Here is a 22,058-nt window from a genome sequence, read left to right as displayed (position 1 = left end):
GCCCAATTCAATTTGGTGCCCTATAGCGACGGCATGAGCACAAATCCTCCCAATCTCCGCCCCGACTTGGCACCGCGCGCCAAAATCGCACCAAACACCCGCCCCGGCCAGCCGACCATCGGCATGGTTAGCCTTGGCTGCCCCAAAGCATTGGTGGACAGTGAACGTATCCTGACGCGTCTGCGCGCCGAAGGGTATGCGATTTCGCCTGACTATTCCGGTGCGGACGCGGTGATTGTGAACACCTGCGGATTTTTGGATTCGGCCAAAGCCGAAAGCCTTGATGCCATCGGTGAGGCCCTGACCGAGAATGGCCGCGTGATCGTCACAGGATGTTTGGGTGCGGAACCCGATTACATCCGCGAACACCACCCTAAAATCCTAGCCGTGACAGGACCGCATCAATACGAACAGGTCTTGGATGCGGTGCACACCGCTGTGCCCCCCTCACCTGATCCGTTTATTGATCTGCTGCCCGCCTCGGGTGTTTCGCTGACCCCGCGCCACTATAGCTATCTGAAGATTTCCGAGGGCTGTAACCACAAATGTAAGTTCTGCATCATTCCTGACATGCGTGGACGTCTGCAAAGCCGTCCAGCCCATGCTGTGATGCGCGAAGCGGAAAAGCTGGTTGAGAATGGCGTCAAAGAACTGCTCGTTATCTCGCAGGACACATCGGCCTATGGTGTAGACATCAAACACGCCGAAGACCGCGGCCACCGCGCGCATATCACCGATCTGGCGCGTGATCTGGGGTCTTTGGGCGCGTGGATACGCCTGCACTACGTCTACCCCTACCCGCATGTGCGCAAACTGATCCCGCTGATGGCTGAGGGACTTGTGCTGCCGTACCTCGACATCCCGTTCCAGCATGCGCACCCTGATGTGCTCAAACGTATGGCGCGCCCTGCGGCTGCCTCCAAAACGCTGGATGAAATCGCCGCTTGGCGCGATGTGTGCCCTGACATCACCCTGCGCTCGACCTTTATTGTCGGCTACCCCGGCGAAACCGAGGCCGAGTTCCAGACACTGCTTGATTGGATGGACGAGGCGCAGCTGGATCGGATTGGATGTTTTCAGTACGAAAACGTAGCTGGTGCCCGCTCAAACGCGCTGCCCGATCACGTGCCTGCCGACGAAAAGCAGGACCGCTGGAACCGCTTTATGGAGAAGGCGCAGACCATTTCCGAGGCCAAGCTGGAGGCCAAGGTTGGTAAACGCATGGATGTCATCATCGACGAGATCGACGATGATGCCGCCACCTGCCGCACCAAATCGGATGCGCCAGAGATTGATGGCAACCTGTTCATCGACGAGGGTTTCGAAAACCTGAAGGTTGGCGAGATCGTCACTGTCGAGGTTGAAGAAGCAGGAGAGTATGATTTGTGGGGGCGGGTTGTTTGAGCGATCAAGATTTGTATTGTTCTAAAGCATCATAACCCGCGGTCGATATTTCATACCTTGGCCCGTCCCCAAAGTTTGTTACTTTTTTTAACATAAGGTTATTGGACAAATATGCTAACGACCGCGCAAGCAGCTTTTCTTCTCGATGAGAGTTAGCAACAGACAACGGCATACCACGCTTTCCTTGGCTAGCATCAGTCAAAGCACCATTTTCGACCATGAATCTTCCGCTTTGTAGTTTAGAAGCGAACTCCAGCACCTTGACATCAAGATGGCTAAGCAAAGGTTGGGCTACCGAAGCTGAAGACGACTTTCTTTCCTCTTCAATCTCAGACTTGAGCTCAGTGCTCACTTCTTCTGCTTCGTTTAGTCGCTTTGCAGCGTCAATTTTCCGTCTTTCACGTGCTTCTTCTTCTGCTGCTTTTGCATCTTCTTCCTCTGACTTCCTCCGATGCTCGACAATACGCCGCTTTAAAGCTTCCGAAGACTGCACATCATGCAAATAGGAACGCGGCAACTTTGCAAGGAATGCGCCACCGAAAGATATCCAAGGAACAAGAACAGCCAAGGACACACCCCCAACAATGGGCCAGAAATACAGACTCAAATTGTCTGTATTAGCGTCAAAATACAACAATCTCGAACGCACAGGCTTGTCTGCGAAAAAGAGATAATACAGTGTTTGCCAGTTGGTGAGCGTGAAGAAGATCAGAATTGACCCTAATATAGGGCTACGAATTCGATCGCCCCATGCTTCCGCAATTTGCTTAAGATGCTCTGTCATAGCATGTTCCAGCTCCCCAATAGGTTGCAAGATGCAGGGTCTCAGGCTGAGCTACAAGGCTAAAGCTTGCAATGTTCTCTTTATGTTCTATATTGTATCTTATGCAAGAACAGGGAGAAGCCCATGTCGTATCAAACTACGTTTAACGATCTCTTTGAGGCAGTGCAGCCCGCCACTCAGGCTGAGCTTCCTTTGCCTGCGCCCACAGCTGCCACGCAAAAGCAGATTGATTATGCTATGTCGTTGGCTGAGAAAACCAAATCAAAGCTGCCTGTGGGGATCGCTCAGGACCGTGCGCGCCTGTCCAAATGGATTGATGCCCATAAACCCGCGCCAAGCGCGTTCAATGATTATCCCTCTTCCAAACAGGTTGGTTTTGCAGAACGGATCGCCAGACTAAAGCGTACCCAAGTGCCGCAGGAATGTTTCAGGGATCGCTCGTTGATGTCGCGGTGGATTGACAGCAACAAGCCACATTAGGCGCTGCAACATCGGATTTTGCAGATGACAGGGACCTTGAGCTGCGATTTTAGCGTTTGGCTTACGGTTGTTTTTGCCCTTTAGCGCTCGGAAAGCGCGTCCAGATACGCACGTACGCAGGTCTGGACGTGGCGAAAGCGATCACCGCCCAGATGTTTGCCGCCATACCAACGGGTGACAACCACCAGATGCCCCCTCAGCTCTTCACGCTCAAGCATTCGCAAGATCACCATCCCAGCGCCGCTTTCTCCGTCATCAGCCTTTAAAGGCACATTTTCGGGCAGCAGCACACCCCACGTGTTGTGGGTCGCCTTTGCATAAGACTTCTCTCGTTTGAGGGATTTTAATGCCGCATCAATATCCGCGCGATTTTCAACCGCACAACCAGACACTGCATATTTGCTCCCGCGGTCATTCAGGATTTGGCCCAGTTTGAGCATGGTCAGGAATTCCCCACTTTGCCCGCGCTGGGTCTAGAACTATACATCAAACACGCTGGGCAATTTTCGCTTGGCGTCATTTCAGACCGATCCATTTTTAGTATTTTAAAAACCACACATTTTTACCGGAGTATTGTCCATGCATTAGTATTGTCCATGCATTTTTATGGAAACGCGACGCTCTTTGCCGAGAGCATCGGCATCACTGGCTTTTGCTTGTACGTTATGACCTACGCGCTGTTGACCTTTGGGTTTCTCAGCGGGAATTCGGTGTATTACTTCGCACTGAACCTCACGGCGGCAAGTTGCGTATTGGTCGGGCTGACGGCCAGCTTCAACCTAGCCTCTGCACTGATCCAGATCTTCTGGATATCCATGTCGTTGACCGGAATTACATTGCGATTGGCCCGAGGCTGAGGCCGTTAAAGCCCCGCAACGGTATTACGCACAGTGTTGATCCGTGCAGCGTTGGGCGGATGCGTTCCCAAGAACTTATCACCGGGATCGGGGATGCGGGTAAAGAACTCGGCACCGCGCAGAGGGTTATAACCTGCGCGGTGCGTGATGATTGTGCCCAGCGCGTCCGCTTCAAGCTCAAAATCCTTTGAATAGCTGCGCGCTCCCACTTGCGCGCCAAGACGTTGCGCAGATTCGACCGCGCTGGCGTCGCCCCCACTCAATGTGGCGAGGCCAGCAAAGATCACCGCACCAGCAACAGCGTTTTGTTGTTGGCGGCCGATATGACCTAGAATGTGGTGCGCTGCTTCGTGGCCCATAACAAAGGCCAGCTCGTCTTCGTTTTGCGCATCCGCAATCAATGCTAATGTAAAGGCGATGATGGGGCGCCCCTGACGATCAAGCGTTTGATACGCGTTAGCAGGTTCACCGGGCCTGTCATCCACCACGATGTTGAAATCGCAATTTACGTTTGTGGTCTGTGTGCGACACTCACGTTCGGCCACCGGCTCTAATACATTGACGACTCTCACAAAACTGCGGGCACTTGTGCGTGTCGCTGGTGCTGCGGAATTTTGCTGTGTCGTTGCTGGCGTCGTCCCTACGGGATCAACGGGCACAACTTCACAGGCTGCAAGCCCCACAAGAAGGCCAAGAAGCACGAAGGGGCGCATAATCATAGGGATGGAATCCTTATTCGTTCACAGCGTTTAAGTTAGTTTAACATGCTGGGCGTGCGGGGCCAGCATGTTCGCCGTTAGCTAAGCAACATATCCATTCTGGGGCCCAAGCAGCCTGTAAGCTAGGCACTTGCATGCGAATGTCTATCAGGTAGTCTGTGCATATGTTTACAATTGAGCATGAATTTGACGCGTCCGTGATCACCCTTGTAGATGAGGGTGAAGCACCTCTGCGCGAGGATGCCACCATAAACGCGTTCGCCAGCCAGATCACCATTGAACAATGGGACCCTAAAACAGATCAAGTGGTTAAGATCACGTTGTCTCCCAATCAGTTGCGTGATCTAGCGGCAGCACTCAACTTGCCGGAAGGCATTTATCACAGCGCGCCCTAGGCGGCTGATCAGCAGGAATATCCCATGGCAACTGGCACAAATATCCGCACCTATTTCGAAGGCACGTGGCACAATGGTGATCTAAGCGTGATGAAAGCTGCTGATCACGGTGCATGGTTGGGAACAACGGTATTTGACGGCGCACGCCTGTTTGATGGTCTTGCCCCTGATTTGGAGGCGCATTGTGCGCGCATTGATCGCTCGGCGCGCGCGCTGATGATCACACCCACAGTGAAAACCGAAGACATGATCGCCATCGTGCGCGAAGGGCTTGCGCAGTATCCGCGCGAAGCTGCAGTGTATATTCGCCCTATGTACTGGGCTCTTGCAGGCGATGAGCTGGGTATTATCCCGCTAAAGGATGCCACTGGTTTTGCAATATCCCTGGAACAAATCCCCATGGCCCCGCCAGAAGCGGCCTCAACGTTAACACGCACCCGTTTTCGCCGCCCCGTGCTGGAAGACAATGTCGTTAACGCAAAGGCAGGATGCCTTTATCCCAATAACGCCCGCATGATGGCCGAAGCCCGCAGCAAGGGATTTGCCAATGCGCTAGTGGCCGATGCCATTGGCAATGTCGCCGAAACGGCCTCGGCCAATGTGTTTATGGTCAAAGACGGTGAGGTATTTACCCCTGTGCCAAACGGAACGTTCCTTGCTGGGATCACCCGTGCGCGTCACATGGAAAACATGCGCGCCGATGGGATTAAAGTACATGAAAGCGTCCTGAGCTTTGACGACTTTCATGCCGCTGACGAGATATTCCTGTCTGGCAACATGATGAAGGTCACCCCGATCAAAGCATTTGATGAGACCACTTACCAAGTTGGGGGCAAAGGAAATCCTGTGACCCAACGCGTGCGCGAGATGTATTGGGATTGGGCCGCGACTCAAAAAGCTTAAGATCTTCAAACGCAGGCCGAAATAAGCAATCCATTGCCAACTATCCTACCTTTGCCCGACGTTAGTTACACTGGACCTACAAAAGCCAATTGCAAGCGATGCGTACCCACGCCATGATTGCACCGATGTAGGGAGATTATTATGCGCAAGTTTCTTGTGGTTCTGGACGATAGCCGCGAATGCCTGAACGCGATGCGTTTTGCCGCGATGCGCGCCTCAAAAACAGGTGGCGGCGTCGAAGTACTAGCAGTCATCCCGCCCGAAGAATTCAACCACTGGATCGGCGTGGGCGATATCATGCGCGCAGAAACGCGTGAACGGATCGAAGTGCATTTCGAGGTCTTCGCAAAATGGATGCGCGACCGCCAAGGTGTTGATCCTGAACTTGTCATTCGTGAAGGACAACCTGTCGATGAAATCATCGCGCAGATCGCGGAGGACAAAGACATTGGCGTTCTCGTCTTAGGTGCGGGCACAGACGGCAAGGGCCCCGGTCCGCTTGTCACACAACTTAGCCGTAACTCAGGCAGTTTGCCCGTACCCATTACAATTGTCCCCGGGGACATGACCAAAGAGCGGTTAGAGGCAATTACCTAACCGCTCTCAACTTAGAATGATTCTAACAACCTTGACATTCCTGCCATGTATCCGCATATGGAAGGTAACCCTGCCGGAGGCTTTGCACTATGTTTATTCAAACAGAATCCACCCCGAACCCCGCAACCCTCAAGTTTCTGCCCGGTCAAACGGTGCTAGAACTGGGCACTGCTGACTTCCCAACGCCAGATACGGCCTCCACATCCCCACTGGCCACGCGCCTATTTGGGGTTGATGGCGTAACGGGTGTGTTCTTTGGCACCGATTTTGTCACCGTTACAAAAGCTGAAGCGGTCGAGTGGGATCACCTGAAACCCAGCCTGCTGGGCGCGATCATGGAACACTTCCAATCTGGTCAGCCTGTCATGGGTGCCGATCACACTGCGACCTCCGGCCATGCCGAGCATACTGGTGAAGATGGCGCGATTGTGGGCCAGATCAAAGAGCTGCTCGACAGCCGCGTGCGTCCTGCCGTTGCCCAAGACGGCGGCGACATCACATTCCACGGCTTTGAACGCGGTGTTGTTTATCTTCACATGCAAGGCGCTTGCGCTGGCTGCCCGTCTTCCACGCTTACGTTGAAAATGGGCATCGAAAACCTACTGCGGCACTACATTCCTGAAGTGACCGAAGTACGCCCTGTCGCCTAAGGCGACCATCGGTGATCGCTCCCCTAATTCTTGCAATAGATACTTCCGCTGCGCATTGCGCGGCGGCAGTTCTTTGTGGTGATGAAATTCTAGCCAGCAGCCAAGAAGAAATGGCTAAGGGTCAAGCAGAACGCCTGCTTGTTCTGGTTCAAGAGCTGCTCGTTCAAGCAGGTAAAACCATGGATCAGCTGGACGCGATTGGCGTTGGTGTTGGACCTGGGAACTTTACGGGCATCCGCATTTCTGTCTCCGCGGCGCGCGGGCTTGCGTTGGGCCTTAACATCCCTGCGGTTGGCGTTAACGCATTTGACGCCCTGCACTTTGGTGCCACCACCCCCTGTCTTTGCACGGTAGATGCGCGACGCGACATGGTATTTGTGCAAGGGTTTGACACTTCGGTGTATGAAGCTCCGGTTTTGTGCCCGCGCGTAGATTTGCCATCAGACATCCCCTGCATTGGGGCCTATGGCGACACGCCAGCATATCCCGTGGCCCATGCGATTGCGCGCGTCACTGCGCGACGTTTCGGCGACACAACATTGCCCCCTGCACCGCTATATTTGCGCCCCGCAGACGCGGCCCCTGCACGGGATGCTCCGCCCCAGATCATCGCATGACACCTGAAGAAATGTCGCGCATCCACGGCGCTGCTTTTGTCCATGAACGTGGATGGAGCGCGGTAGAGTTCGAACAGATGCTAGCACAGCCCTATATTCAACACTTTAGCACCGTTGGTGGATTCGCTCTGACCCGCACTTTGGCTGGAGAATCAGAGCTTTTGACTCTCGCAGTCGCTCCAGAACATCAAAGACGCGGAATCGCACGCACACTTCTGATGCAATGGCTCAAAAATTCAGCGCCCTTAGCAGACACCGCATTTCTAGACGTCGCAGCAGATAATAACGCCGCCTTAAAACTCTACGATAGCCTTTTATTTCAACGTATTAACCTACGCAAAGGCTATTACCCTCGTAAGGGCGGTCCAGCGGTTGATGCCATACTCATGTCCAGAGACTTAACGCAGGGTTAATCTCCCTCCTGAAGGTCTCCCACATCAGAATCAGGTTGACCCCAACCCGTTACACACCGACAATTTCGGTTAGCGTCGCGCAAGCGCGCGAGACTGGGCAGCATCACAGCGTGTGGTAGCTGCCCCAACATAAAACTCTGGGAGATACCTATGACCCTCATGACCAAATTCCTCGGCGCAGTTGCCGCCACCGCACTTACAGCCGGTGCAGCTCTTGCCGACCCTGCCCTGATCTTTGATCTTGGCGGCAAATTTGACAAATCATTCAACGAAGCAGCATTCGCTGGCGCACAGCGTTGGGCAGAAGAAACGGGCGGCAAGTTCTTTGAAATCGAACTGCAGTCCGAAGCCCAGCGTGAGCAGGCATTGCGCCGCTTTGCAGAATCTGGCGCGAACCCAGTTATCACCACAGGTTTTGCCTTTGCTGATCCGGTCAGCGTAGTTGCAGGCGATTATCCTGACACAAAATTCATCAACATCGATGGGTGGATGCCTGAAGTTCCAGCAAACGTTCAGCTGATCGGCTTTCAGGAACATGAAGGTTCATACCTTGTTGGCATGATGGCCGCGATGGCGTCTAAATCCGGCACAGTAGGCTTTATCGGCGGCATGGACATTCCACTGATCCGCCACTTTGGGTGCGGTTTCGCCCAAGGCGTAAAAGCAGTGAACCCTGACGCGACCATTATTGCGAACATGACAGGCACCACGCCTGCAGCATGGAATGACCCTGTAAAAGGTTCCGAGCTGACCAAAGCACAAATCAGCCAAGGCGCTGACGTAATTTATGCTGCGGCTGGCGGCACAGGCGTTGGCGTTTTGCAAACTGCTGCTGACGAAGACATCCTGTCCATCGGTGTGGACAGCAACCAGAACCACCTGCACTCTGGCAAAGTTCTGACTTCCATGATGAAGCGCGTTGATGTTGCTGTTTATGACACGATGAAGTCTGGCGCTGACACGGCAACAGGTGGCTTTACCACACTGGGTCTTGCCGAAGAAGGCGTTGGTTATGCGTTGGACGAACACAACGCAGCGCTGGTGAGCCCTGAAATGAAAGCTGCCGTGGACGACGCACGTTTAAAAATCATCTCTGGTGACCTCAAAGTTGTTGCCTATTACGCCAACGACAGCTGCCCAGCACTGGACTTCTAAGTCATTTGATACCCAAAATCTCTGGGGCCGCGTTGACACTCTCAACGCGGCCCCGTCTATTATAAGACACCCCCAATATTTCGGGAATTTACCGCCCTATGACAAATGCCCCCGCCATCGAACTAAAAGGTATCTCAAAGGCCTTTGGCCCTGTCCAAGCCAACAAAGATATCTCGATCCGCGTCATGCCCGGAACAATTCACGGTATTATCGGAGAGAATGGCGCCGGAAAATCCACGCTCATGTCGATCCTTTACGGATTTTACAAAGCGGACAAGGGCGAGATTTTCATCAAGGGTCAAAAGACACAAATCCCCGACAGCCAAGCAGCAATAGGCGCTGGCATCGGAATGGTGTTCCAGCACTTTAAACTGGTCGAGAACTTTAGCGTTCTTGAAAATATCATTTTAGGGGCCGAAGATGGTCCTTGGCTCAAGCAATCCATGGCAAAGGCACGCAAAAGCCTGTTGGCGCTTGCTGCTGATTACGGCCTGAACGTTGAACCTGACGCGCTGATCCAAGACATTGGCGTGGGGATGCAGCAGCGTGTAGAAATCCTCAAGGCACTGTACCGTCAGGCCGACATTCTTATTCTCGATGAACCAACTGGCGTTTTAACCCCCGCAGAGGCAGATCAACTGTTTCGCATTCTTGATCGCCTGCGTGCTGAGGGGAAAACGATTATACTGATCACCCACAAACTGCGCGAAATCATGGACACCACTGACACCGTCAGCGTGATGCGCCGTGGTGAGATGACCGCGACAGTCAAAACATCAGATACCTCCCCCGCCGAACTGGCTGAGCTGATGGTGGGGCGTAAAGTCTTGCTGCGTGTAGACAAAGAACCAGCCACACTTGGTGATGTTGTTTTGGATGTCCAAGAACTGCGTGTGAATGATGATAAGGGCGTTGAGCGCCTGAAAGGCATCAACCTGCAAATCCGCGCTGGCGAGATTGTCGGCATTGCTGGTGTCGCTGGTAATGGCCAATCAGAGCTGCTGGAAGTATTGGGCGGCTATGCGGATGGCACTGGCAGCATCATGGTTAACGGTCAACCACTGGACCTTACTGGTAAGCTTTCTGACGGGCAGTCCCGCCGCGCCCGTGGCATTGCCCACGTGCCCGAAGACCGTCAACGTGAAGGTCTAATCATGGACTTTGCCGCGTGGGAAAACGTGGCGTTTGGTTATCATCAGGACGAGGCATACCAATCCGGCATTCTGATGAACAACGCTGCCATTCGCGAAGACACCGAAGGCAAGATGGAACGCTTTGATGTGCGCCCACCCGATCCTAAACTGGCCGCCAAGAATTTTTCGGGCGGAAACCAGCAAAAGATTGTCCTCGCGCGTGAGATCGAGCGCAATCCCGACCTACTGTTGATTGGTCAACCGACCCGCGGCGTAGATATTGGCGCCATCGAATTTATCCACCAACAAATCGTTGCGCTGCGTGACAAAGGCAAGGCCGTGCTACTGGTCAGTGTTGAGTTGGAAGAGATCATCGCGCTGTCGGATCGTATTGCCGTCATGTTTGACGGTCATATCATGGGCGAACGCCTACCTGCCGAGACAAATGAAAAAGAGCTGGGCCTGCTGATGGCGGGCATCACCGATACCGATAATCCGCATAGCGTTGAAGAGGTTCAGGCGAACCTTGCCCACGTTGGCGATGGGGGAGCATAAACCATGGATGTGATGCCAAAATGGGCCGAGGTTATCCTTGTGCCGCTTATCTCTCTGTTGCTGGCTGCGATATTGTCGGCCTTAGTGATCCTTGCCATTGGTGAAGACCCCGTTGCCGCTGTCAAGCTGATGATAACTGGCGCGCTTGGGTCCAGCTATGGCTGGGGATACACGCTGTATTATGCGACGAACTTTATGTTCACCGGATTGGCCGTGGCGATCGCATTTCATGCACGCCTGTTCAACATTGGTGGCGAAGGTCAGGCGGCATTGGGCGGTTTGGGTGTTGCGATGGCCTGTCTTTACATTCCTTGGCCTCATTGGTCCTTGGCGTTGATCGGGGCGACGGTCGCGGCTGGTCTGTTTGGTGCCGCTTGGGCGGCTATACCTGCGTTTTTGCAAGCAAAACGCGGCAGTCACGTCGTCATCACCACAATCATGTTCAACTTTATCGCTGCATCCCTGCTGAATTACGTGTTGGTAAACCTGATGCGGCCTAAAGGGTCTATGGACCCAGCATCCGCCCGTTTTCCAGAAGCGGTTCACCTACCCACCCTGCACGATATTCTTGCTCCCTTTGGCATCGCATTTTCAAAATCCGCACCGGCAAACGTCTCCCTTTTGGTGGCCGTTGCAGCCTGCGTATTCCTTTGGTTCCTAATCTGGCGCACACGGTTGGGGTATGAAATCCGGTCCTTCGGGAATTCTGAATCTGCGGCAAAATACGCAGGCATCCCGCCTGTCAAAATCATCATGATAACCATGATGATTTCGGGCGCGCTGGCGGGCATGATGGCCATCAACAACGTCATGGGTGAAGCAGAGCGGCTGGTTCTCAACTCAGTCGAGGGTGCCGGTTTTATCGGCATTGCTGTTGCGTTGATGGGGCGTTCGCATCCCTTTGGCGTTTTCCTTTCCGCCATTCTGTTTGGGTTTCTCTACCAAGGCGGTGCAGAACTTGCTCTTTGGACGTCGATCCCGCGCGAATTAATCGTCGTAATCCAAGCTCTGGTAATCCTGTTCACAGGCGCCCTTGATAATATGGTGCGAATGCCGCTGGAACGTGTGTTCCTTGCCCTACGCAAGAAAGGCGCCTGAGCCATGGACATGTATCTCACCCTTATCCAACTTCTAGATTCTACGGTTCGCCTCGCTACACCTTTGTTGCTGGCTTGTCTTGCAGGTCTTTATTCCGAGCGTGCAGGCATCTTTGACATTGGGTTAGAGGGCAAAATGCTCGCGGCGGCATTCTTTTCTGCAGCGATCGCTGCGATGACGGGATCGGTTTGGATCGGCCTGCTCGCTGGTATCGCTGCGTCTCTTGTGCTCAGCGCCATTCACGGCATTGCATCGATCACATTTCGCGGCAATCAGCTCATCTCAGGCGTTGCGATCAACTTTTTGGCGGCTGGGCTGACGGTCCTCATTGCGCAAGCATGGTTTAAGCAAGGTGGACGCACCCCTTCATTGGTTGGGAATGCACGGTTCGAGCCGATCACCCTGCCCTTTGCCGAGGCCCTGCAAGACGTTCCAATCATCGGGCCGCTGTATTACGAACTCATTTCCGGCCATCCAATCCTCGTGTATATCGCATTTACGGCTGTTCCCTTCACATGGTGGCTGCTGTTTCGCACCCGTTTTGGCCTGCGTCTGCGCGCTGTGGGTGAAAACCCTGCCGCCGTGGATACTGCTGGTGTCTCTGTTGTTGGGTTACGCTTTGCTGCTGTTGGCATTTGCGGGATCCTCTGCGGCATTGCGGGCGCTTATCTCAGCACCGCACTACAAGCGGGTTTTGTGAAAGACATGTCAGCTGGTCGCGGGTTTATCGCCCTTGCTGCGCTGATCTTTGCCAAATGGCGTCCATGGCACGCACTATATGCAACGCTGTTGTTCGGCCTATTTGGTGCATTGGAAACACGCCCCGATGTAATCGAGTCGTTCATTGGTATGAAAGTCCAAGGCCAACTGCTGGCTGCACTTCCTTATGTGATGACTGTGGTTATCCTTGCCGGATTTGGCGGCAAAGCCATTCCACCACGCGCAGGCGGGGAGCCCTACGTTAAAGAGAGATAAGGCCAGATCATCAAATTTTTATATCCTGACGGTAAAATGCAGGCATAGGTGATTGATTTTACGGCCAGCCAAGCCTAAGGAAAACCATGCAAATATACCTGCCCATCGCCGAAGTATCGGTCAACGCGTTCCTTCTGCTCGGACTAGGCGGAATTGTGGGCATATTATCGGGGATGTTTGGCGTTGGCGGCGGATTTTTGATGACGCCCCTCTTGTTCTTTATCGGCATTCCACCAGCCGTGGCTGTAGCAACTGAAGCCAACCAAATCGTAGCATCCTCATTCTCTGGCGTGCTTGCGCACTTCAAACGCAAGACGGTGGACCTCAGGATGGGCACCGTGCTGCTGATTGGCGGCCTCGTTGGTGCTGGTTTTGGTGTGATGCTCTTTAACTACCTCAAGGCGCAGGGTCAGGTCGATCTACTGGTCAAGCTTTGTTATGTCGTGTTTCTGGGTGTAATCGGCGGGCTGATGTTCTTTGAAAGCCTCAATGCCATTCGGAATGTCAGAAAGGGCAAAGCCCCCGTTCGCAAGAAACATAACTGGATTCACGGCCTACCCTTCAAAATGCGTTTTCGCGTCTCTGGCCTATATATCTCGGTCATTCCGCCGCTGATCGTTGGTGTTGCTGTGGGTGTTCTGGCCGCCATTATGGGTGTTGGTGGTGGCTTCATCATGGTCCCCGCGATGATTTATCTGCTGGGCATGCCAACCAAAGTTGTTGTGGGTACATCTCTGTTCCAGATTATCTTTGTGACCGCGTTCACAACCATGCTCCATGCAACCACGAACTTTACCGTTGATATCGTGCTTGCGGTTCTTTTGTTGATTGGCGGAGTGATTGGCGCTCAGATCGGCACACGGATCGGCGTCAAAATGAAAGCAGAACAGTTGCGCATTTTACTGGCAATCATGGTGCTGGCAGTTTGTGGTAAACTGGCTCTTGAGCTGTTGTTCCAGCCGTCCGAGCTGTACTCAATCGCTGAGGGTGGCCACTAATGCGCGCCCTGATCCTTACTTTACTGCTGCTCGCAACAACGTTGCCTGCCGCCGCCGAAAGCGTCGTGTTAGGGCTGAGCAGTGATACTGTTTCTATCAACACCAATTTCGATGGTTCGGAAATTTTGATTTTTGGCGCTGTGAAACGCGACGCCCCCTCCCCCAGCGATCCACGCCTGCAGGTGATTGTCACTGTCGCGGGACCATCTGAGAGCAAAACAGTGCGGCGCAAGGAAAAGCGTTTTGGCATTTGGGTAAACACGGATGCGGTCGAGATTGATAGCGCACCTAGCTTCTATGCGGTCTCAACCAGCACTCTATTGGGGCTTTCGCTCAGCGAAACAGAAGACGTGCGCCACAGCATCTCAATCCCGCGTGCGATCCGTTCGATTGATGCGCCCGACGATATTGCCAACAGTGGAACCTTCACCGAAGCGTTGATCCGGATCAAATCCAAGGCCAACCAATATCAGTTGAACGAAGGCACCGTGAGCGTCGACGAACAGACGCTGTTCCGCACGTCAATCCAACTGCCTGCTGCATTGACCGAGGGGGACTACCAAACACGGATTTTCCTTACCCGCGGTGGTCAGGTTGTCTCGCAATACGAGACAAGCATCTATGTACGTAAAGTGGGGCTAGAGCGTTGGCTGTATGTCCTGAGCCGTGAAAAGGCGTTCCTTTACGGGCTTATGTCACTTGCGATCGCAGTGTTTGCGGGTTGGGGTGCTTCTGCGATCTTCGGGCTTTTGCGCCGCTAACCGCGCCCAAGATAAGGCATCTTAGTTGCCATCACTGTCAGGAATGGAATGTTCGCGCCAAGCGGCAGCTGCGCCATATGCAAGACTGACGCTGCCGCGTGATTTACGTCCATTGTATGCAAGTCAGGATTTGCTTCTTTGAGGTCTGCTACAATCGCACTTTCAGCGTTTCCAATGTCAATCTGACCAGCGGTAATATCAAACGGCCGCCCATCCAGCGCCAGTGACTTTGTCAGGCCTGTAATCGCGTGTTTGGTGGTTGTGTAGCAGATTGAATTTTCACGCGGAGTATGCGCTGAAATCGAACCATTGTTTATGATCCGTCCACCGCGCCCTTGCGTACGCATAGCACCAAACGCAAGACGCGCCGCAATGAACATCCCATTGAGGTTCACCCCCATGACCCGCAGCCAGTCCTCTAGCGCGATCTCATCAATGGGCGCTGACGGACCGAACATCCCCGCATTGTTGAATAGCACATCAACCTCCCCAAAACGGGCAAAAGCATTGGCCATCGCATCTGCATCAGTAACATCAGCTGGGAGAACAACAGCGCGTTCCTGCCCCTGTGCCATCTCCTGCAAAAGCGCTTCGCGTCGCGCTATCAAACCCACACGCCATCCGTCTTTGAGGAACAGCTCGGCCGTTGCGCGCCCAATGCCAGAGCTGGCGCCTGTTATGATGATCGACTTCATTCTGGTTCCTCTTGCATTGCGTCCAGTTTCAATGCCGCAGCAGGTGCTGCACGCAGGTCATTCACGTTCAATGCATAAGACGGCGTTGCCAAACGGTTGCGCACAACCCAAATCAGCCGCTCTTGCGCACGGGTGATCGCGACGTAAGCCAGCCGCTTCCATAAGGGTTGGCCTGCCTCCATCCGACCCATTCGCGCTGCTGCGTAAAGGTCCGGCGCAAACACCTGAACTGTGTCCCATTGGCTGCCCTGCGCCTTGTGGATCGTTACAGCGGCGCCATGCAAAAACGTGGCCCCCATGCGCGCGGCAAAGGGAATGAACGGTTCTTCTTCATCGGGCTTTTCAATTTTGACAATGCTTGCCGCACTCACCTGTGGGTCTTCGGCGCCCATCACGTGAAGTCGTGAGAACCCCGGCTTACGTCCGACCCCCAAATACACAACCTGAGCGCCCTTGATGAGGCCACGCGCCTCAAGGTCTAGCCGCTTTTTACGGTGCTTAAGCGGCAGCTCGATCCCGTCGCAAATTAACGGCTCACCTTCCAGCAGCGCATCCTCTGGCGCGCCGTGCACACGCCGGAACGCATTGATCAGCCGAATACGTGTCGCATTGCGCCAAACCAAGACCGGTGAGCGGGCCATCAGGTCAACTTCCACCCTCTGACCCCACACAACACGTTCATCGCGTTTAGAGGCCTCTTCCACCATCCGCTCGAATTGTTCAAACCCGATATCGGGATCAGCCAATGCGTGGGCCAGATCAAGGATCGGATTATCAGCCTGTTGGCGGAAAATACGGTTGAGGTTCATCACCCTATTTTCAGGGAGCTTTTCAAACACCATTGTACCTGATTGACCGACAGGCGCTAACTGGGCCGGATCACCAAACAGCAGCAGCGTTGGGAAAATTTCCTTTAGGTCTTCGAACTGCCGATCATCCAACATCGAGGATTCATCAACAAACCCGATATCCAATGGCTCTTCGCGCCGTTTCCATCCGGTGATGAAATCACTGCCGCGCAAGCCAGCAGAGGCCAAAGCTCCGGGAATGGATTTATTCTTTTCGTAAAACGCAATTGCGCGGTCCAACGCGATCTCCGTGATGCCCTCAATCTCTGGACGTTCACCATTTCCGGCAAGCCATTCCGCGATGCGCTCATACTCAGGATCATAAACAGGGGTATAGAGGATGCGGTGAATTGTTGTCGCTGGCACACCGCGCAGGCGCAGCACGCTTGCCGCTTTGTTGGTTGGTGCCAGAATGGCCAAGGTCCTTTTGTCCTTGCCCTTCTTCTTGCTCTCGTAATCACCGGAAACAATTTCGACGCCGGCTTCTTCCAATGTTCTGTAGAGTTCTGCCAGCAACAGCGTCTTGCCTGAACCCGCTTTGCCCGTGATGGCCATGACTTGTGGCTTGTCGCCTTTGGGCGGCATGAGAAGCGCATCATCCATACTGATGCCTGCAGATCGCAGCATCTCTGCAACAGCATCATGGGCGGCGGCCTGATCGTCGGAATAGGTGAGTTCTGTGGTCATGGGCCGACACTATGCCCATGACCGGATAGGTGCCAGTGCAGTTCAGGCGCTGGCGGCAAATTCCATCACTGGGTTTAGTCCAAATGAGCGTTCAAACCACGCAAGGCTCTGAGCAGGCGTAACACCAGCGCGCGCCGCAACCTTTGCCTGCGCTTCTTCCTCAAATTCCCACAGGCCGACGCTGATCTGTTCGCGCCCCTCACCAACGCTTCCCAATACCTCAGGGGACGATCCAACGCGGCTATAAATCCGCACCATACGGGCATCAAATACGCCCACAAAATGGCGCACACCAAAACCGTTCATCAACTCACCGCCGCCCAGCATTAGGGCAGCCGCAACATTGGCGCCCTGCCCCGGTGCCATGCAAAATCGCGTGCATTCCCAGATAAGAGGGCTGCAGATTGGTGAAGACGTAAGATGGCTAAAGTGATCATTCACCATCACAGGACCTGTTGTCGGTAAAAATCGGGTAGAGCCACCGTGCCCGCCTTCAGCCGTTTCCCAGATCACGTAAAGCGGGTTAAGCGCGTCATACTCGTCGCGCTCATGCCCATTGGCATCAACACTAACATCCCAACCAAGGCGCGTGCGGAACTGATCCGCGCGGTGAGTAAACATTTCATCTGCAAGACGTGGAAATTTGTGCAATTCGTCAGCGTAAATATAACGTAACATATGATGGCTCCCCTAGCATCGTGATGACGCTTAAGAGGTACCTGTTGCTGAGTTAAGCATGCTTGAACGCAACGCCCCGTGCCGCGCAACAGCTGGCGGTTTACACCACGATCAAGCCCCGGCTCATTGCGCGCGCTACCGCATGTGTCGTGTTCAGAGCCCCCAGTTTAAAGCGTGCACTTTCAATGTAAACACGCAGGGTATGTTCAGAAATAGCCAGTGAATTTGCCACCTGTGCCCGGCTGTATCCAATGGCAAGCAAGGTCATCGCATCCACCTCCCTAGGGGAAAGCGACTGTTGCTGCTCAGGTAGCCGAACGGGTTCAAAATCTAACGCTTTTTCATTGAAGTAATGTGCAATCAGGATCAGATCGCGGCGATTTTCGTGCGTGAACTTCGCCCATTCCTCATCTGCACAACTGTGATTGATGGTGAACAATGCAAACTGGCCATTCGGCCCGCGGATAGGAATTGAGAACCCTTGGTTCCCAACCCCGTACTCAGCCGACACTTTTAGAAACTCGCGTGCTGCTTTGCTGGACCAATCAAGGCGCTTCCAATCAACGGGATGAAACCGTTGATAACACCCTTGGATCACCGGATCTATTCGAAGGTAATTTTCGGTGAGGTATTTCTGCTGCCACTCTTCAGAGTAAGTGCCGCAGCCGTACTGATCCCCACTAGAATCAACCCAATGGTAAACGAGGTGATCCACCTCGTAATGTTCTTTCAGCGCCTCAGAGACGCTTTGCATCCCTTCAAGCGAAGCCGCCTGTTCCAAGTCGGACAGGATGTTCTCTAGTTTGGTTTTCTTCCCCAGCATGTCCGCGCTTCGCAGACCTCTCATCCCTTGAGGCGATCTCGGCCGTGGCTATCAACGCTGTGTCATCAAGCTGTTCTGCAAGTAGGGGCAGATCGTTCGCTTGAGCGAAACAGCGTAGATCGGCAAGAACGTCTATAATCCAATCACTTCGCATTCTGATTTTCCCTCCGAAATAGTTAACAATACGTTAATAGAATCATAGCATGTATCGATTCAGTGTGGATATTCGCGTATTTCTACTCCCCAGAAATGGGGAGGGCAGGATTTCCAAGCTATTGATCCTATTGAATCCCCCCTCAGAATCAAAACACCCCGCGAGTCGCTAGGCGATTCGCGGGGTGTTCAGGGTGCTCATGAGCAAGGTGCAGAGGTTACTTGCGGGCTTCCAATGCGTCTTCCAATGTGCGCAGACCTGTTGTCGGCGCTTGGACCAACACAGACATGTTGCCCGGTTTATGTTCGTTGCGCAGCATCTTCATGTGAGCCTCTGGCAGATCATTCCAAGCGAACACTTCTGACATGCACGGATCCAAGCGGCGTTCCATCATCAGCTTGTTTGCGGCTGCTGCTTGCTTGAGATGGGCAAAGTGAGAGCCCTGCAAGCGTTTCTGGTGCATCCACATGTAGCGCACATCAAATGTACAGTTAAAGCCGGTGGTGCCCGCACAGATCACAACCATGCCACCCTTTTTCACAACAAGGCTGGAAACTGGGAATGTGCTTTCGCCTGGGTGTTCAAACACCATGTCGACGCTGACACCTTTGCCTGTGATCTCCCAGATGGCCTTGCCAAACTTACGCGCACCTTTGAGCCAAGTGTTGTACTCAGGCGTGTTCACTGTGGGCAGTTGCCCCCAACAATCAAAGTCCTTGCGGTTCAGGACGCCTTTGGCACCCAAATCCATAACAAACTGGCGCTTGCTCTCGTCCGAGATCACGCCGATGGCGTTGGCGCCAGCCGTGTTAATCAACTGGATCGCATAAGACCCCAGACCACCTGACGCGCCCCAAACCAAAACGTTCTGGCCGGGCTTCAGGTCGTGTGGCTCATGGCCGAACAGCATGCGGTAGGCTGTTGCAAGGGTCAGCGTGTAGCAGGCGCTTTCTTCCCATGTCAGGTGCTTGGGGCGTGGCATCAACTGCTGGCTTTGGACACGTGTGAACTGGCCAAACGATCCGTCAGGTGTCTCATACCCCCAAATGCGCTGGGTTGGAGAGAACATGGGATCGCCACCGTTACATTCTTCGTCGTCCCCGTCATCTTGGTTGCAGTGCACAACAACTTCGTCGCCCACTTTCCAACGGGTCACACGATCACCAACGGCCCAAACGATGCCTGCCGCGTCCGAACCCGCAATGTGGTATGGCTGTTTGTGACCATCAAACGGGCTGATCGGCGTCCCCAAGGCGGCCCAAACACCGTTATAGTTAACGCCTGCGGCCATAACGAGTATCAGCACGTCTTGACTGTCCAGCTTTGGAACGTCGACAACCTCTTGAAGCATCGCTGTATTTGGCTCGCCGTGACGTTCTTGGCGAATGGCCCATGCATACATCTGTTTGGGCACATAACCCATTGGGGGAATTTCACCCATCTCATACAGGTCTTTTTCGGGCGCCTCGTAATGCGCGATCGTTGTATCTAGTGCCATGTCGCCTCCTGCGGAAATGTTAGGTGCCGCAGTGCAGAATCGCGGCGTTCCTGATATTGATTAAGGATGGTCGCGCAACATTGCAACCTCAAGAGGCTCTAAATTGTAACTTTATGACCCAGCAGCTGCAGAAATTTATTCTGCAGTCGCAGCATCATCAGGCTCATGACCTTCAGACAGATAATGACCAATTGAGTTAGCGTAAAACTGAACAGCTATCTCCTGCCCATCCATCACCCGCCATTCCCCATCGACCTGATTGATCAACCCGTGTTGCAGCATGTGAAGGCAGGCACGGGTCACTTCACCTGAAATGTTATCCTGATCCACTGCCACGCTTTGAAGAGGGATTTCTGCCAATAACAATGCAACCTCTGCTTCTAGCTCCATCACGTTCAACGTGCCTTTGGCCAGTAACGCAGTAGCGACCAGCGGAACACCCAGCACTGGCATCACCGCTTCGATGCGTGACATCAGCTCTTTGGACATGGCGTCCACATCTTCCATCTTACCAAACTCTCGCAAGCTCACGGGATCGCCAAATGCGACAGCCGCAGTACCAAATCGCGTATCGTGCCCCCGAAGCCGCTGCCAGAATTTGCGCAAGATAAACGCAACAACTACAGATACCCGCGCGCCAAAGCGGCGGTCCCCGCGGGCATGTGCGGCCATCAGTACCCGGTCCTCTAGAACGCGGTCGTAATTAATGGCAACTGGCACAAAGACGATATCGCGCGGGCCTTCATGATCAAAGCCATCAACTAGATAGCTCAGTAGTCCCATCTTTGGTGGCTGGAGGCGCCCCGTCAGGCTAAGGCCCCCTTCGGGATAAAAGGCCTGGGTATCTCCGCCGGACGTGGCCATCTGAACGTAGCGCGATAACACTTTTCGATATAATGTCCCGCCAGATCGACGACGGATAAAATATGCTCCCCACATCCGGATCAAGGATGACAGCGGCCAAACCCGCGCCCATTCACCCACAGCGTAACTAAGCGTCGAGGTTTTGGAGGCCAGATAAGTCACTAGCACATAATCCATGTTGCTGCGGTGGTTCATGACAAACACCGCTGTAGCGTTTTCGGGGATTGCACCAAAAACCACATCATTTTGCGGCGCCGTGCGAATGCGGTAAACGGATTCCGCCAACACCTTGGCCAGACGCATGGCAAAGCTGAAATAGGCAAACGCAGAAAAGCTGGGCACTATCTCACGCGCGTATTCTTGCGCTTTTTGAAATGCTACATTTTCTGGTACGTTATTTTTCTCCGCATATAACGCAATCTCGCGCGATACTTCGGGATCATAGATCAAGCGCTGGATCATGTCATAGCGGCGCGCCAGCTTGAATGGCTGTATCGGGCGCTTGAGACGTGTATTCAAACGCCCAACCGCCTTCTCAAACCTGCGTCGGAAAAACCAGCGCACAGAGGGCAGCAAGAAATGGCTCAGGGCTGTCACCGCTGCAAAAAGCAAGATCAGGACAAAAAGCCAAAGAGGAAGTTGCACGGTCTGGGTCATAGGCGCATACCCTTGCAGCGCACGCACCTAAGGACAATAACTAACTCACTATATTGGAGTGTGATGATGTCTGGTTTCTCAATTTCAAAAGGCTTTTCCGACGCCGAGCGGGAAACTGTTGCGCGGCTGTATTGGCAGGCATTTTCTGCAAAGCTTGGCCTGTTGCTGGGTCCTGACGCGCGGGCGGTCTCATTCTTTGCCCAGATCATCACATCAGATTTTGCCCTGACAGCACGCGATACTGATGGCAACCTCATTGGGGTAGCTGGTTTCAAAACGGCACATGGTGCGCTAACAGGTGGCGGCCTGCGTGACATGGCCCAACACTATGGTTGGCTCAATACGCTATGGAAGGCACCGTTGTTGGCCCTGTTAGAACGTGACCTTTCAGAGGACACCTTGCTTATGGACGGTATCTGTGTGGATTCCTCTGCACGCGATCTTGGCATCGGTACTGCCTTGCTGGATGCAATCAAAGCCGAAGCAAAAACCCGCAATCTAGCGCAAGTGCGTCTAGACGTGATCGACATCAATCCGCGCGCGCGTGCCCTGTATGAACGCGAAGGTTTTGTCGCGGGCCCTGTGCAGCGCCTAGGCCCCCTCCGCCTGATCTTTGGCTTTTCCAACGCTACACCTATGACATGGGCCAATAATCTGTAG

Annotated in this window: 25 protein-coding genes; 16 read left to right on the top strand and 9 right to left on the bottom strand. The window is 53.7% G+C overall.

Features of this window, described 5'->3' with window-relative positions:
* The first annotated feature begins 33 nt into the window (after window positions 1-33).
* The gene (rimO, locus tag V7775_RS18205) at window positions 34-1,404 is read left to right on the top strand and encodes a 30S ribosomal protein S12 methylthiotransferase RimO (protein ID WP_335753346.1); all 1,371 of its coding nucleotides are present in this window, start codon (window positions 34-36) and stop codon (window positions 1,402-1,404) included.
* Window positions 1,405-1,408: 4 nt separating this feature from the next.
* Here the strand turns inward: rimO and V7775_RS18200 are convergent, their stop codons facing one another.
* Window positions 1,409-2,188, bottom strand: a complete 780-nt coding sequence (locus tag V7775_RS18200) for a hypothetical protein (protein ID WP_335753345.1) — start codon at window positions 2,186-2,188, stop codon at window positions 1,409-1,411.
* Between the two features lie 123 nt (window positions 2,189-2,311).
* Between V7775_RS18200 and V7775_RS18195 the strand changes: the two genes are divergently transcribed.
* Window positions 2,312-2,668: a hypothetical protein gene (locus tag V7775_RS18195; RefSeq protein ID WP_335753344.1), complete on the top strand. Its 357-nt coding sequence runs from the start codon at window positions 2,312-2,314 to the stop codon at window positions 2,666-2,668.
* Window positions 2,669-2,748: 80 nt separating this feature from the next.
* On the opposite strand, the gene V7775_RS18190 is transcribed toward V7775_RS18195, so the two are convergent.
* Entirely contained in the window at window positions 2,749-3,108 is a 360-nt protein-coding gene (locus V7775_RS18190; RefSeq protein WP_335753343.1) for a YigZ family protein, read from the bottom strand.
* A gap of 156 nt (window positions 3,109-3,264) precedes the next feature.
* Here V7775_RS18190 and V7775_RS18185 point away from each other — a divergent pair, with 156 nt between their 5' ends.
* Complete coding sequence (locus V7775_RS18185) at window positions 3,265-3,525, top strand: CBU_0592 family membrane protein (protein WP_335753342.1); 261 nt, start codon at window positions 3,265-3,267, stop codon at window positions 3,523-3,525.
* 5 nt (window positions 3,526-3,530) lie between these two features.
* Here V7775_RS18185 and V7775_RS18180 read toward each other — a convergent pair whose 3' ends face one another.
* Window positions 3,531-4,238 (bottom strand): M48 family metallopeptidase, encoded by a 708-nt coding sequence (locus V7775_RS18180; RefSeq protein WP_335753366.1) that lies wholly within the window; start codon window positions 4,236-4,238, stop codon window positions 3,531-3,533.
* 170 nt (window positions 4,239-4,408) lie between these two features.
* Between V7775_RS18180 and V7775_RS18175 the strand changes: the two genes are divergently transcribed.
* From V7775_RS18175 to V7775_RS18120, 12 genes are all read left to right on the top strand, one after another.
* Window positions 4,409-4,639: a hypothetical protein gene (locus V7775_RS18175; protein WP_335753341.1), complete on the top strand. Its 231-nt coding sequence runs from the start codon at window positions 4,409-4,411 to the stop codon at window positions 4,637-4,639.
* Window positions 4,640-4,663: 24 nt separating this feature from the next.
* The gene (locus V7775_RS18170) at window positions 4,664-5,542 is read left to right on the top strand and encodes a branched-chain amino acid aminotransferase (RefSeq protein WP_335753340.1); all 879 of its coding nucleotides are present in this window, start codon (window positions 4,664-4,666) and stop codon (window positions 5,540-5,542) included.
* A gap of 141 nt (window positions 5,543-5,683) precedes the next feature.
* Complete coding sequence (locus V7775_RS18165; protein ID WP_335753339.1) at window positions 5,684-6,139, top strand: universal stress protein; 456 nt, start codon at window positions 5,684-5,686, stop codon at window positions 6,137-6,139.
* Window positions 6,140-6,228: 89 nt separating this feature from the next.
* Window positions 6,229-6,789, top strand: a complete 561-nt coding sequence (locus V7775_RS18160) for a NifU family protein (protein ID WP_335753338.1) — start codon at window positions 6,229-6,231, stop codon at window positions 6,787-6,789.
* Window positions 6,790-6,800: 11 nt separating this feature from the next.
* Window positions 6,801-7,406: a tRNA (adenosine(37)-N6)-threonylcarbamoyltransferase complex dimerization subunit type 1 TsaB gene (gene tsaB, locus V7775_RS18155; RefSeq protein ID WP_335753337.1), complete on the top strand. Its 606-nt coding sequence runs from the start codon at window positions 6,801-6,803 to the stop codon at window positions 7,404-7,406.
* Window positions 7,403-7,819, top strand: coding sequence for a GNAT family N-acetyltransferase (locus V7775_RS18150; RefSeq protein WP_335753336.1), 417 nt, complete (start codon window positions 7,403-7,405; stop codon window positions 7,817-7,819). The genes tsaB and V7775_RS18150 overlap by 4 nt, the downstream gene beginning before the upstream one ends.
* A 150-nt stretch (window positions 7,820-7,969) precedes the next feature.
* Window positions 7,970-8,974, top strand: coding sequence for a BMP family lipoprotein (locus V7775_RS18145; protein ID WP_335753335.1), 1,005 nt, complete (start codon window positions 7,970-7,972; stop codon window positions 8,972-8,974).
* A gap of 98 nt (window positions 8,975-9,072) precedes the next feature.
* Window positions 9,073-10,662 (top strand): ABC transporter ATP-binding protein, encoded by a 1,590-nt coding sequence (locus tag V7775_RS18140; RefSeq protein ID WP_335753334.1) that lies wholly within the window; start codon window positions 9,073-9,075, stop codon window positions 10,660-10,662.
* Between the two features lie 3 nt (window positions 10,663-10,665).
* Window positions 10,666-11,760 carry an ABC transporter permease gene (locus V7775_RS18135; RefSeq protein WP_335753333.1) on the top strand — a complete coding sequence of 365 codons (1,095 nt, stop codon included), beginning with the start codon at window positions 10,666-10,668 and terminating at the stop codon, window positions 11,758-11,760.
* 3 nt (window positions 11,761-11,763) lie between these two features.
* Window positions 11,764-12,735 (top strand): ABC transporter permease, encoded by a 972-nt coding sequence (locus V7775_RS18130; RefSeq protein WP_335753332.1) that lies wholly within the window; start codon window positions 11,764-11,766, stop codon window positions 12,733-12,735.
* An 86-nt stretch (window positions 12,736-12,821) separates the two neighbouring features.
* Entirely contained in the window at window positions 12,822-13,733 is a 912-nt protein-coding gene (locus V7775_RS18125; RefSeq protein ID WP_335753331.1) for a sulfite exporter TauE/SafE family protein, read from the top strand.
* The gene (locus V7775_RS18120) at window positions 13,733-14,494 is read left to right on the top strand and encodes a TIGR02186 family protein (protein ID WP_335753330.1); all 762 of its coding nucleotides are present in this window, start codon (window positions 13,733-13,735) and stop codon (window positions 14,492-14,494) included. The genes V7775_RS18125 and V7775_RS18120 overlap by 1 nt, the downstream gene beginning before the upstream one ends.
* On the opposite strand, the gene V7775_RS18115 is transcribed toward V7775_RS18120, so the two are convergent.
* The 6 genes from V7775_RS18115 to V7775_RS18090 all read right to left on the bottom strand — a co-directional run bounded on the left by V7775_RS18115 (window position 14,491) and on the right by V7775_RS18090 (window position 21,398).
* Window positions 14,491-15,189 (bottom strand): SDR family oxidoreductase, encoded by a 699-nt coding sequence (locus V7775_RS18115; protein WP_335753329.1) that lies wholly within the window; start codon window positions 15,187-15,189, stop codon window positions 14,491-14,493. The genes V7775_RS18120 and V7775_RS18115 overlap by 4 nt on opposite strands.
* On the bottom strand, window positions 15,186-16,724 hold the full coding sequence (locus V7775_RS18110) for an ATP-dependent DNA helicase (RefSeq protein ID WP_335753328.1): 1,539 nt from the start codon (window positions 16,722-16,724) through the stop codon (window positions 15,186-15,188). Before V7775_RS18110 ends, V7775_RS18115 begins: the two co-directional genes overlap by 4 nt.
* A gap of 42 nt (window positions 16,725-16,766) precedes the next feature.
* Window positions 16,767-17,402, bottom strand: a complete 636-nt coding sequence (locus V7775_RS18105; protein ID WP_335753327.1) for an acyl-homoserine-lactone synthase — start codon at window positions 17,400-17,402, stop codon at window positions 16,767-16,769.
* A gap of 100 nt (window positions 17,403-17,502) precedes the next feature.
* A complete protein-coding gene (locus V7775_RS18100; RefSeq protein WP_335753326.1) occupies window positions 17,503-18,225 on the bottom strand; it encodes a helix-turn-helix transcriptional regulator in 723 nt (240 codons plus the stop codon).
* A 371-nt stretch (window positions 18,226-18,596) separates the two neighbouring features.
* Complete coding sequence (gene ccrA, locus V7775_RS18095) at window positions 18,597-19,877, bottom strand: crotonyl-CoA carboxylase/reductase (RefSeq protein WP_335753325.1); 1,281 nt, start codon at window positions 19,875-19,877, stop codon at window positions 18,597-18,599.
* Between the two features lie 135 nt (window positions 19,878-20,012).
* Window positions 20,013-21,398, bottom strand: coding sequence for a 1-acyl-sn-glycerol-3-phosphate acyltransferase (locus tag V7775_RS18090; protein WP_335753324.1), 1,386 nt, complete (start codon window positions 21,396-21,398; stop codon window positions 20,013-20,015).
* Window positions 21,399-21,464: 66 nt separating this feature from the next.
* Here V7775_RS18090 and V7775_RS18085 point away from each other — a divergent pair, with 66 nt between their 5' ends.
* Entirely contained in the window at window positions 21,465-22,058 is a 594-nt protein-coding gene (locus V7775_RS18085; protein WP_335753323.1) for a GNAT family N-acetyltransferase, read from the top strand.

The organism is Sulfitobacter sp., assembly GCF_036960155.1.
GTDB lineage: Bacteria > Pseudomonadota > Alphaproteobacteria > Rhodobacterales > Rhodobacteraceae > Sulfitobacter.
This window is presented reverse-complemented; position numbering and strand designations above follow the sequence as displayed.